This is a genomic window from Sporosarcina sp. QA0331 (assembly GCF_055808055.1).
Window position 1 is genome coordinate 428,921 of record NZ_CM147850.1, and the last position, 15,910, is coordinate 444,830.

Annotated in this window: 13 protein-coding genes; 12 read left to right on the forward strand and 1 reads right to left on the reverse strand. The window is 48.1% G+C overall.

The window, feature by feature from the left end:
- Window position 1: 1 nt before the first annotated feature.
- The 6 genes from AC0L13_RS02225 to ltrA all read left to right on the forward strand — a co-directional run bounded on the left by AC0L13_RS02225 (window position 2) and on the right by ltrA (window position 8,507).
- Window positions 2-628: a TetR/AcrR family transcriptional regulator gene (locus AC0L13_RS02225; protein WP_473643515.1), complete on the forward strand. Its 627-nt coding sequence runs from the start codon at window positions 2-4 to the stop codon at window positions 626-628.
- Window positions 629-645: 17 nt separating this feature from the next.
- A complete protein-coding gene (gene icmF / locus AC0L13_RS02230) occupies window positions 646-3,903 on the forward strand; it encodes a fused isobutyryl-CoA mutase/GTPase IcmF (RefSeq protein WP_473643518.1) in 3,258 nt (1,085 codons plus the stop codon).
- A 149-nt stretch (window positions 3,904-4,052) separates the two neighbouring features.
- The gene (locus AC0L13_RS02235; RefSeq protein WP_440498253.1) at window positions 4,053-4,217 is read left to right on the forward strand and encodes a hypothetical protein; all 165 of its coding nucleotides are present in this window, start codon (window positions 4,053-4,055) and stop codon (window positions 4,215-4,217) included.
- A 57-nt stretch (window positions 4,218-4,274) separates the two neighbouring features.
- The gene (gene rpoE / locus AC0L13_RS02240) at window positions 4,275-4,859 is read left to right on the forward strand and encodes a DNA-directed RNA polymerase subunit delta (RefSeq protein ID WP_473643521.1); all 585 of its coding nucleotides are present in this window, start codon (window positions 4,275-4,277) and stop codon (window positions 4,857-4,859) included.
- 172 nt (window positions 4,860-5,031) lie between these two features.
- Complete coding sequence (locus AC0L13_RS02245) at window positions 5,032-6,642, forward strand: CTP synthase (RefSeq protein WP_473643523.1); 1,611 nt, start codon at window positions 5,032-5,034, stop codon at window positions 6,640-6,642.
- 602 nt (window positions 6,643-7,244) lie between these two features.
- Window positions 7,245-8,507, forward strand: coding sequence for a group II intron reverse transcriptase/maturase (gene ltrA, locus AC0L13_RS02250; protein WP_473639970.1), 1,263 nt, complete (start codon window positions 7,245-7,247; stop codon window positions 8,505-8,507).
- A 245-nt stretch (window positions 8,508-8,752) separates the two neighbouring features.
- On the opposite strand, the gene AC0L13_RS02255 is transcribed toward ltrA, so the two are convergent.
- Entirely contained in the window at window positions 8,753-9,274 is a 522-nt protein-coding gene (locus AC0L13_RS02255; RefSeq protein WP_473643525.1) for a DUF2529 family protein, read from the reverse strand.
- Window positions 9,275-9,448: 174 nt separating this feature from the next.
- Between AC0L13_RS02255 and AC0L13_RS02260 the strand changes: the two genes are divergently transcribed.
- The 6 genes from AC0L13_RS02260 to rho all read left to right on the forward strand — a co-directional run bounded on the left by AC0L13_RS02260 (window position 9,449) and on the right by rho (window position 15,888).
- Window positions 9,449-9,814: a response regulator gene (locus AC0L13_RS02260; RefSeq protein ID WP_473643527.1), complete on the forward strand. Its 366-nt coding sequence runs from the start codon at window positions 9,449-9,451 to the stop codon at window positions 9,812-9,814.
- 138 nt (window positions 9,815-9,952) lie between these two features.
- Window positions 9,953-10,810: a class II fructose-bisphosphate aldolase gene (locus tag AC0L13_RS02265; protein WP_473643529.1), complete on the forward strand. Its 858-nt coding sequence runs from the start codon at window positions 9,953-9,955 to the stop codon at window positions 10,808-10,810.
- Between the two features lie 308 nt (window positions 10,811-11,118).
- Complete coding sequence (gene fsa, locus AC0L13_RS02270) at window positions 11,119-11,766, forward strand: fructose-6-phosphate aldolase (protein WP_473643531.1); 648 nt, start codon at window positions 11,119-11,121, stop codon at window positions 11,764-11,766.
- A gap of 20 nt (window positions 11,767-11,786) precedes the next feature.
- Entirely contained in the window at window positions 11,787-13,064 is a 1,278-nt protein-coding gene (locus tag AC0L13_RS02275) for a UDP-N-acetylglucosamine 1-carboxyvinyltransferase (RefSeq protein ID WP_473643534.1), read from the forward strand.
- A 193-nt stretch (window positions 13,065-13,257) separates the two neighbouring features.
- The gene (gene glpX / locus AC0L13_RS02280; protein ID WP_473643536.1) at window positions 13,258-14,223 is read left to right on the forward strand and encodes a class II fructose-bisphosphatase; all 966 of its coding nucleotides are present in this window, start codon (window positions 13,258-13,260) and stop codon (window positions 14,221-14,223) included.
- Between the two features lie 381 nt (window positions 14,224-14,604).
- Window positions 14,605-15,888: a transcription termination factor Rho gene (rho, locus tag AC0L13_RS02285; RefSeq protein ID WP_473643538.1), complete on the forward strand. Its 1,284-nt coding sequence runs from the start codon at window positions 14,605-14,607 to the stop codon at window positions 15,886-15,888.
- Window positions 15,889-15,910 lie beyond the last annotated feature (22 nt).

The window sequence follows — 15,910 nt, forward strand, 5'->3', positions numbered from 1 at the left end:
GATGCAAGTGAAGCGTGAAGTAAAATCTTCTGTCAAAGATGAAGGGTTAATTGAAAAAAGGCGCGAGCAGATCATCGATGGGGCTGTCCAACTCTTCAAGGAGAAAGGGTTCCACCGGGCGACAACGAGAGAGATAGCCAAAGCGGCTGGCTTCAGCATCGGTACGCTCTATGAATATATCCGTACGAAGGAAGACGTCCTCTATCTCGTCTGCGATAGCATTTACAACGAAGTGCAAAACCGACTGTCTACATTGTTGGATCAGGAAGGGAATATTGCAGGATTGCGCGAAGCGATCGATTCGTATTACCACCTGATCGATGACATGTCCGACGAATTCGTCGTCATGTACCAGGAATCGAAATCATTGCCGAAGGACGCGCTTCAATACGTCCTCAAAAAAGAGATGGAAATGGTCGCTTTATTCAAGAATTTGCTGCTCGCGTGCGTCCGCTCGGGCGAGTTGCGCATCGGCGAGGAGGCGGTCGACATGGCAGCTCACCATGTCGTCGTCCAAGGCCAAATGTGGGCATTCCGCAGATGGGCATTGCGCAGCACCTACACAATCAATCAATTCATCGACTATCAGACAGACCAATTGTTTAAGGGAATCGTGGGAAATCAATAAAAGGGGGTTGCAATAAAATGACTACAACCGAGATTTATAAGCCGAAGCATCATGTGCGTTTTGTGACGGCGTCGAGCTTGTTTGATGGGCACGACGCGTCGATCAATATTATGCGTCGTATCCTCCAGTCGACGGGAGCGGAAGTGATCCATCTCGGGCATAACCGTTCTGTCGAGGAGGTTGTCAATGCGGCAATCCAGGAAGATGTGCAAGGGATTGCCATTTCTTCCTACCAAGGCGGACATGTTGAATACTTCAAATATATGTACGACCTGCTGCAGGAAAAAGGCGCTCCGCATATCCGCATTTACGGCGGCGGTGGCGGCGTTATTTTGCCGAAGGAAATTAAGGAATTGCATGACTACGGCATCGCCTGGATTTTCTCGCCGGAGGACGGCCGCAAGATGGGGCTGCAAGGGATGATCAACCGGATGGTGGAGGAATGCGATTTCCTTACCGAAGTGGAAGATGAGATGGAGAATTTGGAAAAAGTAGGCACAGACAATCCTGAAGTGCTTGCCAATTTGATCACGTACGCGGAGGAAATGTATAACAAGGAAAACCGTGACGCGATTAACCTCATCCAAAAAGCTAGGGAATTATCGAAAAACACGCCTGTCCTTGGGATTACGGGTACAGGGGGAGCAGGGAAATCTTCACTCACTGACGAACTGATCCGCCGTTTCCTACGTGAATTGCCGGATAAAAAAGTCGCCATCCTCTCGATCGACCCGACGAAGCAGAAAACGGGCGGCGCACTGCTCGGCGACCGGATCCGCATGAATGCCATCTTCAACAAGCGCGTCTTCATGCGCAGCTTGGCGACACGCGGCTCCCGCTCCGAACTATCGGGCGCCATCAAGGACGTTCTCGACGTCGTGAAAACGGCGGGCTACGATTTGATCATCGTTGAGACGAGCGGGATCGGGCAAGGGGACGCTGAAATCACGGAAGTATCCAACGTGTCAATGTACGTCATGACGAGCGAATTCGGAGCGCCGACGCAACTCGAGAAAATCGACATGATCGATTTCGCAGACTTGATCGTCATTAATAAATTCGAACGGAAAGGGTCCGAAGATGCGCTTAGCCAAGTGCAAAAGCAATACCAACGGAGCCATCTCCTTTTCGATAAAGATCTCGACACGATGCCTGTTTACGGCACGATTGCGAGCCAATTCAACGACAAAGGGACGAACTCGCTGTTCGCTGCACTCGTTTCGAAGTTGAATGAAAAATGCGGCCTCGACTGGGAGACGTCCTATGCCGATTTTGTGAAGACGCAAAAGCAGAACGTCATCATCCCGAACGACCGCGTTCATTATTTACGTGAAATCGCGAGCACGATCCGCGATTACCATAAGAAATCCGCGCAGCAAGTCGATCTTGCCCGCCGTTTATTCCAACTGGAGGGCGCGATTGAGGCTGTGAATGAAAAATCGCCTGACAATGCGCTCGTCGCTTCGCTCGAATCGTTAGCGGAAGGTGTGCGCGAAGAGCTGTCTGGGGAATCAAAGCGGATTCTCAACAACTGGGAAACTTTGAAAGAATCGTATTCGGGCGATGAATTCATTACAAAAATCCGTGATAAAGAGCTTCGGACACTACTTACGACGACAAGTTTGTCAGGGTTGAAGATTCCAAAAGTGTCGTTGCCAAAATTCAAAGATTACGGCGAAATCCTTCGCTGGGTGTACAAAGAGAATGTCCCGGGTTCATTCCCATACACGGCTGGTGTGTTCCCGTTCAAGCGGGAAGGCGAGGATCCGAAACGCCAATTTGCGGGAGAAGGTACGCCGGAACGGACGAACCGCCGCTTCCACTACCTCTCAAAGGACGATGACGCAAAACGGCTGTCCACGGCATTCGACTCGGTCACGTTATACGGTGAAGATCCTGACGAGCGTCCGGACATTTACGGGAAAGTCGGGGAATCCGGCGTCAGCATTTGTACACTTGAAGACATGAAAAAGCTGTATGACGGTTTTGACCTTTGCGCGCCATCAACGTCCGTGTCGATGACGATCAACGGTCCCGCGCCGATCATCCTTGCGATGTTCATGAATACGGCTGTTGACCAGCAAGTGAAGTTGAAAGAGGAAGAACTTGGCCGCGTGCTGACGGTCGAGGAATTCACGGAAGTCCGGAATGAGACGCTGCAAGTCGTCCGCGGAACGGTGCAAGCGGATATTTTGAAGGAAGACCAAGGTCAAAATACGTGCATCTTCTCGACGGAATTCGCACTTCGCATGATGGGCGACATCCAGCAATATTTCATCGACCAGAAAGTGCGCAACTACTACTCCGTCTCGATTTCCGGCTACCATATTGCGGAAGCGGGAGCGAATCCGATTTCGCAGCTTGCGTTCACGCTCGCGAACGGCTTCACGTACGTTGAGTACTATTTGAGCCGTGGAATGAACGTCGATGATTTCGCACCGAACTTGTCGTTCTTCTTCTCGAACGGACTCGATCCGGAGTATACGGTCATCGGCCGGGTTGCTCGCCGCATTTGGGCAGTCGCGATGCGCGAAAAATACGGCGCGAATGAACGAAGCCAAAAGCTGAAGTACCACGTTCAGACGTCCGGACGAAGCTTGCATGCGCAAGAAATCGACTTCAACGATATCCGGACGACGCTCCAAGCGCTTATGGCATTGCAGGACAACTGCAACTCGCTCCATACGAACGCGTACGACGAAGCGATCACGACGCCGACGGAGGAATCCGTGCGACGCGCGATGGCAATCCAAATGATCATTACGAAGGAGCACGGTTTATCGAAAAACGAAAACCCGCTTCAAGGATCTTTCATTATCGAAGAATTGACCGACCTCGTCGAAGAATCCGTTCTACAGGAATTCGATCGCCTAAACGATCGCGGCGGTGTGCTCGGTTCGATGGAAACGCAATATCAGCGCGGTAAAATCCAAGAGGAATCGATGCTCTACGAAATGAAGAAGCACTCGGGCGAACTGCCGATCATCGGTGTCAACACGTACTTGAACCCGAACCCGCCTTCCGAAGAGGACATTGACAATATGGAAATCGCGCGTGCGACGAAGGAAGAGAAAGAGACGCAAATCGCCAACTTGCGCGCCTTCCAATCAAAGCATGGTGACACATCGGCAGAAGCGTTGCAAAAACTGCAAGAAGTCGCAATGACAGGCGGCAATATCTTCGCAGAGCTGATGGAAACCGTCAAAGTTGCAAGTCTCGGTCAAATTACGAACGCACTCTACGAAGTAGGCGGCCAATATCGCAGGAATATGTAATGAATGAAATGGGGAACGCTCTTATGAAAGGGCGTTCTTTTTCAAACGGCTTTCATCCATAAAAACATTTCGAAAAATCATTTTGAAAAGTGGATTTTGCCTGTTCCTTCCACGTATAATAAAAGAACATTGGGGAAAGAGGTGAGGAAATGAAACTGTATCATCATGTATTGATTATCATAGTGATCATAATCCTCATCTTTTCCTTATACGGTGTAGGTTACGGTGCCATTCCATTCTTGCTCGCCGCCCTTTATCTCGGCTTCCTAAGCGTCAAAGAATTCCAACGCTTCAAGAAGAGTAGAAGATGGTAGCATAACAGGCACTTCATTGTATATAATGATAATTATGCTTTTGCTCAGAGAAAGGACGTGCGTACGTTGAATCTACATGAATTAACGAAAGAAGAACTATTGGAAGAATCAATGATCGATATTGCTTATGCCATATTGACGGAACGACGAGAAGCATTGACGCTTGAACAACTATTGAATGAAATCCGTGAATTGACAGGAATGTCGGAGAGTGAAGTGAAGGACAGGCTGCTTCAATTCTACACAGATATGAATATTGATGGAAGATTCCTTGCCATTAACAACAACGAATGGGGCTTGCGTGAATGGTATCCGGTCGACCAGATCGAGGAAGAAACAGCTCCTGTCGTTAAAGTCCGCAAGAAGAAAAAGAAAAAAGCGTATGACGATGAGGACGAGGAAGAGGAAGAAGACGAAGAAGAAGTCGACGAGGACGAGTTGTTTGACGAAGAATTCGACGAGCTCGATGATGACGACGAAGATGACTTGGACGAAGAAGAAGATGAAGAAGAAATCATCGAAATCGAAGAGGATCTCATCGGTGACGATGAAGAGCTCGAAATCGTTCCAGATGACGAATTAGATATTGACGATGAAGACGAAGAAGATGAGGAAGACGAAGAAGAAGAGGACCTTCTCTAATACTTTCGACTTGACTTCGGGCGTTTAAGGATTTAAGCTTCTATTTGGGCTCCTTGAAAAAGGACACATGAATCCGTGTATAAGCGCTCCTCTTGTAGATAAACTACAGTGGAGCGCTTTTTTCGTATTTTACGACATTCGACCGACCCCCATCACGAAGGAGGAGCTTTAGATGACAAAATATATTTTTGTAACCGGCGGAGTTGTTTCGTCTTTAGGAAAAGGTATCAATGCCGCATCCCTTGGAAGACTGTTGAAAAGCAGAGGCTTGCAAGTTACCAACCAAAAATTCGATCCATACATCAATTTGGATCCACGCATGATGAGCCCATACCAGCACGGTGAAGTTTTCGTAACAGAAGACGGTGCTGAAACCGACCTCGACATCGGCCACTATGAACGGTTCATTGACATCAAATTGAACAAATACTCCAACGTCACAATGGGGAAAGTATACTCTTCCGTTCTGCGGAAAGAGCGCCGCGGTGATTACAAAGGGGCGACAGTCCAAGTCATCCCGCATATTACGAATGAAATCAAAAGCCTCATAAAACGGGCTGGCCAAGAAACGAACGCAGACGTCGTTATTACCGAAATCGGTGGAAGTGTCGGAGATATCGAGTCACTTCCATACCTCGAAGCGATCCGTCAAATGAAGACGGACCTTGGCAAAGATGACGTCATGTACATCCATAACACGCTAGTTCCTTACTTGCACGCTGCCGGTGAAATGAAAACGAAGCCGACACAGCATAGCGTAAAAGAATTACGCGGACTCGGCATCCAGCCGAATATGATCGTCGTCCGAAGCGAATATCCTGTCCCTCAGGAAATGAAAGACAAAATCGCCCTCTTTTGTAACATCAAGCCGGAAGAAGTCATCGAAGCGCTTGATGTGGAAACATTATACGAAGTACCAATCCGTCTACATGAGCAAAACATGGACAAGATCGTCGTTGATTTCCTTGGCCTTGAAACGAAGGAACCGGATTTGAGAGAAATCCAGGAGCTTATCGATCGTGTCAGCCATCTATCTCGGAAAGTGAAAATTGCACTCGTCGGTAAATATGTAGAATTGCAAGATGCTTATATTTCCGCAGTGGAAGCATTCCGCCATGCCGGTTACGAATTCGATACAGACATCGAAATCGACTGGATCAATTCCGAAGAAGTGACGAAAGAAAACGTTGAAGAAATCTTGAAGGACGCAGACGGCATCTTCGTTCCAGGCGGATTCGGAGACCGTGGCATCGACGGCAAAATGGAAGCGATCAGCTACGCGCGTGAACATAGCATTCCATTCTTCGGCGTTGGCCTCGGCATGCAACTTGCTGCAGTAGAATTTGCACGAGACGTCCTTGGCATCAAAGACGCACATTCCGCTGAATTTGACGGTGAAACGGAGAACGCGATCATCGAAAACAACCGTGATTTCGAAGAACGTTCCGACATTGAGCAAGCAAGCGGTGATATGCGACTAGGTGCTCATCCGTGCAAGTTGAAGGAAGGCACGAAAGCACAAGAAGCGTATAACGATGAATTGGTATACGAGCGCCACCGCCATCGCTTCGAATTCAACAATATTTATCGCGAGCAATTCGAAAACGCCGGCATGATCGTAGCAGGGGAAAGCCCGGACGGCCATCTCGTGGAAATCCTTGAGTTGAAGGACCATCCGTTCTTCATCGGAACTCAATTCCATCCAGAATTCGCATCACGTCCGAGCCGCCCCCAGCCGCTCATCCGCGAATTCATTCGCGCAGCACTGACGCACCAAGGTTAATAGCCAATAAAAAACAGAAACCACCATCACCGGCTGGTTTCTGTTTTTATTGTGCGCCCAGCATGGGCGTAGTCTATAGGGTGCAAGTCCCGAACTGTGAAGGCAGAAGTAGCAGTTAGCTTAACGCAAGGGTGTCCATGGTGACATGGAATCTGAAGGAAGCGAGCGGCAAACCTCCGGTCTGAGGAACACGAACTTCATATAAGGCTATGTATGATTGGGTGAGTTTGCAATTCAAAACAAAGCCCTTTCTGCCGAAGGTCATATGTAGTAAATGAAGCAGATAGATGGAGGGAAAGACTACGTTCTTACCTGGGGAGGTCTGATTGGTATGCCAAGTACACTTGGTAACCTACTCAGTGATGGGTAGCTGAACAATCAGAAGTCAGCAGACGCCATAGTACCATTCGAACTCGAGAAGAATGGGAAGGGCTGAACAATTAAGAGAGAACAACATCTTGGCATTCAGCAACCTGCGAAGAACACAGATAACCGATAAGGCATGCTTGAAGGAGGAAGTGGTGAATTCCACGGGGGACTTCGAGATGGTGGAGCAGGACTGGCATAAGAAGAACCGTTGTTCACGGAAAGAGGCGTAACGCATGTTGATGGAGCGAATACTGTCACGTGAAAACCTGCTTTCTGCCCTGAAACGGGTGGAGCGCAATAAAGGAAGCCACGGTGTGGATGAAATGCCCGTACAAAACCTACGGAAGCACATCCTAGAACATTGGGAATCCATGAAAATGGAACTTCTTCAGGGAACCTATGAACCGCAACCTGTCCGCAGGGTCGAAATCCCGAAACCTGACGGGGGTGTGCGTCTATTAGGTATCCCTACCGTGATAGACCGCTTTATCCAACAGGCGATAGCCCAAGTATTAACTTCTCTATATGACCCGACATTCTCAGACCATAGTTATGGATTTCGTCCTAATCGAAGTGCTCACGATGGAGTCAGAAAAGCAAGAGGGTACATACAGGAGGGAAATCGCTGGGTTGTCGATATCGACTTGGAGAAATTCTTTGATAAAGTGAACCATGACAGACTCATGGGGACACTTGCGAAACGAATCAAAGATAAACATCTTCTTAGATTAATCCGTAAATATCTCAAATCGGGCATCATGATAAATGGTATCGTGACAATGAGTGAAGAAGGGACTCCGCAAGGAGGACCTTTGAGTCCACTCCTTTCCAACATCGTCCTTGATGAACTTGATAAGGAATTGGAGAAGAGAGGGCATAAGTTTGTCCGATATGCCGATGACTGCAATATCTACGTGAGAACACAGAAAGCAGGTAATCGGGTCATGAGCTCCATCACTTCATTTATTGAAGGTAAACTTAAGTTGAAAGTGAACCTGAATAAGTCCGCAGTTGACCGGCCATGGAAAAGGAAGTTTCTTGGCTTCAGTTTCACAAGTGGTAAGGAACCGAAGGTTCGCATTGCCAAGGAAAGTGTGAGGCGAATGAAGAACAAAATCCGTGAAATCACTTCAAGAAAGATACCTTATGCGATGGAATACCGGATCGAGAAACTTAATCAATATCTGATGGGATGGTGTGGATATTTCGCACTGGCTGACACGCCAAGTGTGTTTATTAAATTTGACTCGTGGATTAAAAGAAGACTACGAATGTGTATGTGGAAGAACTGGAAGAAACCAAGTACAAAGGTGAGAAAACTCATTGGACTAGGTGTCCCGAGGGGAAAAGCATATGAATGGGGCAATTCACGTAAAAGTTACTGGAGAATATCTAAAAGTCCAATACTACACAGAACCCTTGGGGACTCGTATTGGAGTTCCCAAGGGCTTAAAAGTCTGATATCTCGTTACGAAGACTTGCGTTATCAATCTTAATTGAACCGCCGTATACCGAACGGTACGTACGGTGGTGTGAGAGGTCGGGAGTTAATCACTCCCTCCTACTCGATTTTTATAAATACGCATAAATCCTATTAAAGACGCATAAATTCATTTGATTACGCATAAATCCTTTGAAATACGCATAACTTCGTAAATACACGCATAAATCCGTATACTCACGCATAAATCCGCAAAATGCCGCATAAACGCCCGCAAAGCCGCATAAAACATCCCTCAACTCAATCCTCTTCACTCACCATCTCGTCATACGCCATCTTAACCGCCTCATACAAGAATAGCGCGGCTAACAAATTAGGCTGAACGATCCGGCTGCCGATATCCTCGCCCGGCAATATCCCTTTCAAGACGCCAGTCGCCATATACGTATACGCCAAATCTGCCAATTCGTTATCGTCCGTCGCCTTCTCACTCGCAACGACTGCGAACGGAATGAATTTACCAGCTAGCAAACGCGCCAATTCCAGCGCTCGCTCGTCTGCTGCTGACCGCGCAAAAAGCCACACTCTATCCGCAGAATGAATTTCCATCTCTTCCTCATAAAGTACGGCGCCCTTGAACGGTTCCGCGGCAAACTTTGCGTTCAACCCGACAGCTTCCATTTCATCAAAGCCGGCAAATATAACCCGTCCTTCTCCGATCGTCGCCTGAGCCAACAGCCGCGCTGTCTCCTCGACGGCCTCTTCATTATTCGAACCGGCACGCTGCAAGAGCCCGCCAATTTGTGTCGTCAATATTTTCATCAAAACCACCTCGTTCCCATTATATTTTCTCACGGGAATAAAACCAAGTTTTCCAGCACTTCCCCTAAAATTAAAACAATGTTGCGATAATAACTGAAAAAAAGAAGGAGATTCGACTTTTTTGTCAAATTGTATAACTTATTGGGTCAATTATATAAAAAAGGGGTGGACCTTTTGAAGAGTTTGCTAATCGTCGACGATCAAGCCGGAATACGACTTTTACTGAATGAGGTATTCACGAAAGAGGGGTTTGAAGCGAGGTTGGCCGCAAATGGCGCGGAAGCTCTCCAATCGGTTACAGAAAAAGAACCCGATTGCGTCTTACTGGACATGAAAATGCCGGGAATTGACGGAGTGGAAGTGTTAAAAAGGCTAAAGAAAGACTGGCCACACATACCTGTAATCATGATGACGGCCTATGGGGAGGTCGAACTTACAGATGAGGCCATTGAAAACGGAGCAGAAAAATATTTTACGAAACCATTCAATATTTACGAAGTTCGGGATGCAGTCAAAGAAATTTTGATGCGTCAAGAATAATAAAAAAACAGAAAACGAAGACGCGCCGCGGCAACAACCCAGACAGTAGTAAATGCTGTCTGTTTTTGTTATGATAAAAGAGGTAAATATTGATTCAAACAATAAATTTTTCTCGACGATCCGGAGGAGGCTAATGCAATGGCACTTGTTTCAATGAAAGAAATGATGATCAAAGGTAAGAATGAAGGATATGCAATCGGACAGTTCAACTTGAATAACCTGGAATACACGCAGGCGATCCTGCAAGCGGCGCAAGAAGAGAATTCCCCGGTAATCCTTGGTGTTTCCGAAGGAGCGGGCCGCTATATGGGCGGGTTTACGACTGTCGTCAACATGGTGAAAGGGTTAATGCATGATTACAACATCACCGTTCCCGTCGCTATCCATCTGGACCACGGATCCAGTTTCGAAAAATGCAAAGAGGCAATCGACGCAGGCTTCACATCCGTCATGATCGACGCATCTTCCAAACCTCTAGCAGAAAACATTGAAATCACGAAAAAAGTTGTGGAATATGCCCACGCAAAAGGCGTATCCGTTGAAGCTGAGCTCGGAGTTGTCGGCGGACAGGAAGACGACGTCATTGCTGACGGAGTCATTTACGCAGATCCAGCAGAATGTAAAGAGCTCGTCGACAGCACAGACATCGACTGCTTGGCACCAGCACTCGGATCAGTTCACGGCCCATACAAAGGCGAGCCGAACTTAGGATTCAAGGAAATGGAAGAAATCTCGAGCCAATCAGACCTTCCACTCGTCCTACACGGCGGAACAGGCATCCCGACGAAAGATATCCAACGCGCGATCTCACTCGGAACTGCAAAAATAAACGTCAACACTGAAAATCAAATCGAAGGCACAAAAGCAGTCCGCGACACATTGAACGCAGACGCAAACGTCTACGATCCACGTAAATACCTAGCACCAATGCGCGATGCCATCAAGAAATCAGTAATCGGCAAAATGCGCGAATTCGGTAGCTCGGGGAAGGCTTAATTAGAAAATCTTAATGTTATATGTTGAGTTGATTGAAGCGGAGAGCGCCGACTCCTGGGGGATTAGCGAAAGCTGTTACGAAGAACGGCTTTTGCGACCTTAAGGGAGCAGGATGCCTTAATTTCTGCAAAGTGCGCAGAAATACGGCAAATCGAACCCTTCGCTGTTCGATTGGCTCACCGCCCCGCCCCCCGGAAAGCGTCCGCTCGGAGCGGAAATCAACGGTTTATTATGCAGCAAACAGGAGAAGCATCACAAATCAGATGCATTCTCCTTCTTTTCCATACATCGAAGGAGGAACTATACACATGAAATTTTTCATCGACACGGCAAACTTTGAAGAAATAAAAGAAGCACATAGCTGGGGAATCCTATCCGGCGTAACAACAAACCCTTCACTCGTTGCGAAAGAAAACATTTCATTCCACGACAGACTGCGCGAAATCACAGCACTTGTACCAGGTTCTGTCAGCGCTGAAGTCATCGCACTCGACGCAGAAGGAATGATCGAAGAAGGACGCGAACTCGCAAAAATCGCGCCAAACATTACTGTTAAGCTTCCAATGACGCCAGAAGGATTGAAAGCGTGCTCCGTTTTCGCACAAGAAGGCATCAAAACAAACGTGACCCTCATTTTCAGTGCAAACCAAGCATTGCTTGCAGCACGCGCTGGAGCCACTTACGTATCCCCGTTCCTCGGCAGACTCGATGATATCGGTCAAGAAGGAATTCATCTGATCAGTACAATCGCGGACATCTTCACAATTCATGACATGGATACGCAAATTATCGCAGCGTCCATCCGCAGCCCGCAGCATATTACAGATGCGGCACTTGCAGGAGCACATATCGCAACAACGCCATTCAACGTGCTCAAGCAATTATTCAACCATCCGTTGACAGACAAAGGCATCCAGCAATTCCTCGATGATTGGGAAGCAAGAAAGAACAAGTGAAACGCCTAAAGGAGACTGAAATGGACGTTTATAAAATTAGAGGCGGCAAACCTCTACGTGGAACGATAAAAGTAAGCGGAGCGAAAAACAGTGCCGTCGCATTGATTCCGGCTTCTATTTTGGCGGATTCACCTGTAACGATCGACGGACTTCCGGAAATCTCGGACGTCCTCACTCTCAAAGCGCTCCTTGAAGATATTGGCGGGAAAGTGGAATTCGAATCGGGAAAGATGACGATCGACCCGACAGAAATGATCGCCATGCCACTTCCAAACGGCAACGTGAAAAAATTGAGAGCATCGTATTACATGATGGGTGCCATGCTTGGGCGTTTCAAACATGCAGCAATCGGCCTTCCCGGAGGCTGCCATTTAGGTCCTCGTCCAATTGACCAGCACATTAAGGGCTTCGAAGCATTGGGAGCAAAAGTGACGAACGAGCACGGTGCCATCTATTTGCGTGCTGATGAATTGCGCGGCGCTAAAATCTATTTGGACGTCGTCTCTGTCGGTGCGACAATTAACATCATGCTCGCTGCAGTTCGTGCAAAAGGGCGGACGATCATTGAAAACGCGGCAAAAGAACCGGAAATCATCGATGTCGCTACTTTGCTTTCGAACATGGGTGCCAACATAAAAGGTGCAGGGACGAATGTTATCCGCATCGAAGGCGTCGAGCGGCTGCACGGTACGAAGCATACGATCATTCCTGACAGGATCGAAGCGGGCACATTCATGATTATGGCGGCGGCTGTCGGTGACGGCATTACAATCGATAACGTCATTCCATTCCACGTTGAAGCATTGACCGCGAAATTGCGCGAGATGGGCGTCAAAGTGGAGGAGAGGGAAGAGCACATCTTCATTCCGAAACCGGAGAATTTGATGGCGGTCGACGTGAAAACGCTCGTCTACCCAGGATTCCCGACCGATCTGCAGCAGCCGTTCTCCGTATTATTAACGCAGGCAAACGGCTCATCCGTCATCACAGATACAATCTATTCTGCGCGTTTCAAGCAAATAGATGAATTAAGACGGATGAATGCGGATGGAAAAGTGGAAGGGCAATCCGTCATTCTTTCGGGACCTGCATCATTTCAGGCAGCGACGGTCCGAGCTTCCGACCTCCGCGCAGGCGCAGCTCTCATCATTGCGGGATTGCTCGCTGAAGGCGAAACGGAAATCCAAGAAATCCAACATATCGAACGGGGCTATAGCTCTATAATCGAGAAACTTCGTGGTATCGGGGCGGACATCCGAAAGGAGTCGGTACCCGAAAAAGCGATTATCAGTGAATAAAAACCTTATGCTATACTAAAGACGAATCTTACAGCGAATCGAACTGCGAAGGGTTCGATTTGCCGTATTTCTGCGGTTTTTGCAGAAATTAAGGCACCTGTCTAGCGCCTGAAGCTAGACAAAAAAAGTATTTAATTGAAAAGAATAGCGTTTAAGTTATAATGAAATGCGCTAAACGGGAGGAACAATCATAATGGAACGCAGTTTATCGATGGAATTAGTACGTGTAACAGAGGCGGCAGCAGTATCAGCTTCCCGCTGGATGGGGCGCGGTTTGAAAAACGAAGCGGATGACGCCGCAACGACAGCGATGCGTACTGTGTTCGACACGATTCCGATGCAAGGAGTCGTCGTAATCGGCGAAGGCGAAATGGACGAAGCACCAATGCTTTATATCGGTGAAGAACTCGGAACAGGCGAAGGTCCGGCAGTGGACGTTGCCGTTGACCCGCTGGAAGGCACGAACATCGTCGCATCAGGAGGCTGGAATGCGCTCGCAGTCATCGCAATCGCGGATAAAGGAAACCTCCTCAACGCTCCTGACATGTACATGGATAAAATCGCGGTCGGACCTGAAGCGGTCGGTAAAATCGACATCAATGCATCCGTCACGGATAACCTGCACGCTGTCGCCAAAGCGAAAAACAAATCAATCGATGAAGTTGTGGCAACTGTCCTCAACCGTGAGCGCCATTCGAAAATTATTGAAGAAATCAGAGCCGCTGGCGCGCGGATCAAGCTCATCAATGACGGAGACGTTGCAGCAGCGATCAATACGGCATTCGACGACACAGGCGTAGACATCCTATTCGGCCTCGGCGGAGCACCTGAAGGCGTTATCGCAGCAGTCGGACTTAAATGCCTAGGTGGAGAAATCCAAGGCCGTCTCGTCCCTTCAAATGAAGAAGAGCGCCTCCGTTGCGAAAAAATGGGCATCGATGTCTCCAAAGTCCTTTACATGGATGACCTTGTCAAAGGCGACGACGCCATCTTCGCTGCAACAGGCGTTACAGACGGCGAATTGCTGCGAGGTGTCCAATTCAAAGGCGGCTACAGCGAAACCCACTCACTCGTCATGCGCTCCAAATCCGGAACAATCCGTTTCGTAGAAGGACGCCACAGCATGAAGAAAAAACCGAACTTAGTGATGGAAGACTAAAACATAGATAATTTTGTGTGTAGAAAAGGCCGTTTTTACATTTCACTCTAGCTTGGAGTGCAGACGCGAGACTCCTGCGAAAGTCGTTACGAAGAACGACTTTTGCGACCTTAAGGGAGCAGGATGCCTTGATTTCTGCAAAATGCGCAGAAATACGGCAAATCGAACACTTCGCTGTTCGATTGGCTAAGGCAACGCCCGCGGAAAGGGAGCGTCGGAACGGAAAGCTTATTTAAAGCAACTAGTTTTATTTAGCACATAGCAAGCCTCATTCGCCCGGCATTTCGCCGGGCATACTTCTATTGTCCGATTCACCTACCCGAATGAACAACAAACACCCAAACAAACGAAAAACAAATAAAGAGTGGAGCTTACGATACTATGCCAATTCTAACAATCGCCAGCTTGGAAAATATGACCCTGAAAGAGTTATATGAGCTTGCAAGAGAATACAAAATCTCCTATTACAGCAAACTAACAAAAAAAGAATTGATCTTCGCTATCCTGAAATCAAGAGCCGAACAGGAAGGGTTCTTCTTCATGGAAGGCGTACTCGAAATCATCCAATCAGAAGGATACGGATTCCTCCGTCCGATCAACTACTCGCCTAGCTCCGAAGACATCTACATCTCCGCTTCCCAAATCAGACGATTCGATTTACGGAACGGAGACAAGGTAACAGGGAAAGTGCGGCCGCCGAAAGAGAACGAACGGTATTACGGCCTGCTGCAAGTAGAAGCCGTCAACGGGGAAGATCCGGAAGTTGCAAGGGAACGCGTCCATTTCCCGGCACTCACACCGCTTTACCCAGATCGTCATATTAAACTTGAAACAAAACCACATAAACTGTCGACCCGCATTATGGATCTAGTATCCCCAGTCGGGTTCGGTCAGCGTGGACTCATCGTCGCTCCTCCAAAAGCGGGGAAAACGATGTTGTTGAAAGAAATCGCTAACGCCATTACGACGAATCATCCTGAAGCAGAATTAATCGTCCTCCTCATCGACGAGCGTCCAGAGGAAGTGACGGACATTGAACGTTCTGTCAACGCTGATGTTGTCAGCTCGACATTCGACGAAGTTCCAGAAAACCACGTTAAAGTGGCTGAGCTTGTTCTCGAACGCGCCATGCGCCTCGTAGAACATAAACGAGACGTCGTCATTCTAATGGATTCCATTACAAGATTGGCGCGCGCGTATAACCTCGTCATCCCGCCGAGCGGCCGTACACTTTCTGGTGGTATCGACCCGGCAGCATTCCATCGTCCGAAGCGATTCTTCGGTGCGGCAAGGAATCTCGAGGAAGGCGGCAGCTTGACGATTTTGGCAACCGCTTTGATCGACACAGGTTCACGTATGGACGAAGTCATTTACGAGGAATTCAAAGGGACTGGAAACATGGAGCTGCATCTTGACCGCAGCCTCGCAGAACGCCGTATTTTCCCGGCTCTCGACATCCGTCGATCTGGAACGCGGAAAGAGGAATTGCTTATCCCGACCGAACAGCTCGAAAAACTATGGGCAATCCGAAAAACGTTCTCCGACGCGCCAGATTTCGCAGAACGCTTCCTGAAAAAACTACGTCAATCCAAATCGAACGAAGAGTTCTTCGACAAGCTCAATGAAGAAATGAAAGCCCATCGCAATGGAAAAGGGCTCCTTTGATTCGAAATAAAATAGTGAACGC

What these genes read in the sequence shown, in the direction of transcription:
- rho (WP_473643538.1), top strand. Translation starts at nt 14,605, where the DNA reads ATGCCAATTCTAACAATCGCCAGCTTGGAAAATATGACCCTGAAAGAG.
- AC0L13_RS02255 (WP_473643525.1), bottom strand. Translation starts at nt 9,274, where the DNA reads ATGAAAATATTGACGACACAAATTGGCGGGCTCTTGCAGCGTGCCGGT.
- AC0L13_RS02235 (WP_440498253.1), top strand. Translation starts at nt 4,053, where the DNA reads ATGAAACTGTATCATCATGTATTGATTATCATAGTGATCATAATCCTC.
- AC0L13_RS02225 (WP_473643515.1), top strand. Translation starts at nt 2, where the DNA reads ATGCAAGTGAAGCGTGAAGTAAAATCTTCTGTCAAAGATGAAGGGTTA.
- glpX (WP_473643536.1), top strand. Translation starts at nt 13,258, where the DNA reads ATGGAACGCAGTTTATCGATGGAATTAGTACGTGTAACAGAGGCGGCA.
- AC0L13_RS02275 (WP_473643534.1), top strand. Translation starts at nt 11,787, where the DNA reads ATGGACGTTTATAAAATTAGAGGCGGCAAACCTCTACGTGGAACGATA.
- ltrA (WP_473639970.1), top strand. Translation starts at nt 7,245, where the DNA reads ATGTTGATGGAGCGAATACTGTCACGTGAAAACCTGCTTTCTGCCCTG.
- AC0L13_RS02265 (WP_473643529.1), top strand. Translation starts at nt 9,953, where the DNA reads ATGGCACTTGTTTCAATGAAAGAAATGATGATCAAAGGTAAGAATGAA.
- fsa (WP_473643531.1), top strand. Translation starts at nt 11,119, where the DNA reads ATGAAATTTTTCATCGACACGGCAAACTTTGAAGAAATAAAAGAAGCA.
- AC0L13_RS02245 (WP_473643523.1), top strand. Translation starts at nt 5,032, where the DNA reads ATGACAAAATATATTTTTGTAACCGGCGGAGTTGTTTCGTCTTTAGGA.
- icmF (WP_473643518.1), top strand. Translation starts at nt 646, where the DNA reads ATGACTACAACCGAGATTTATAAGCCGAAGCATCATGTGCGTTTTGTG.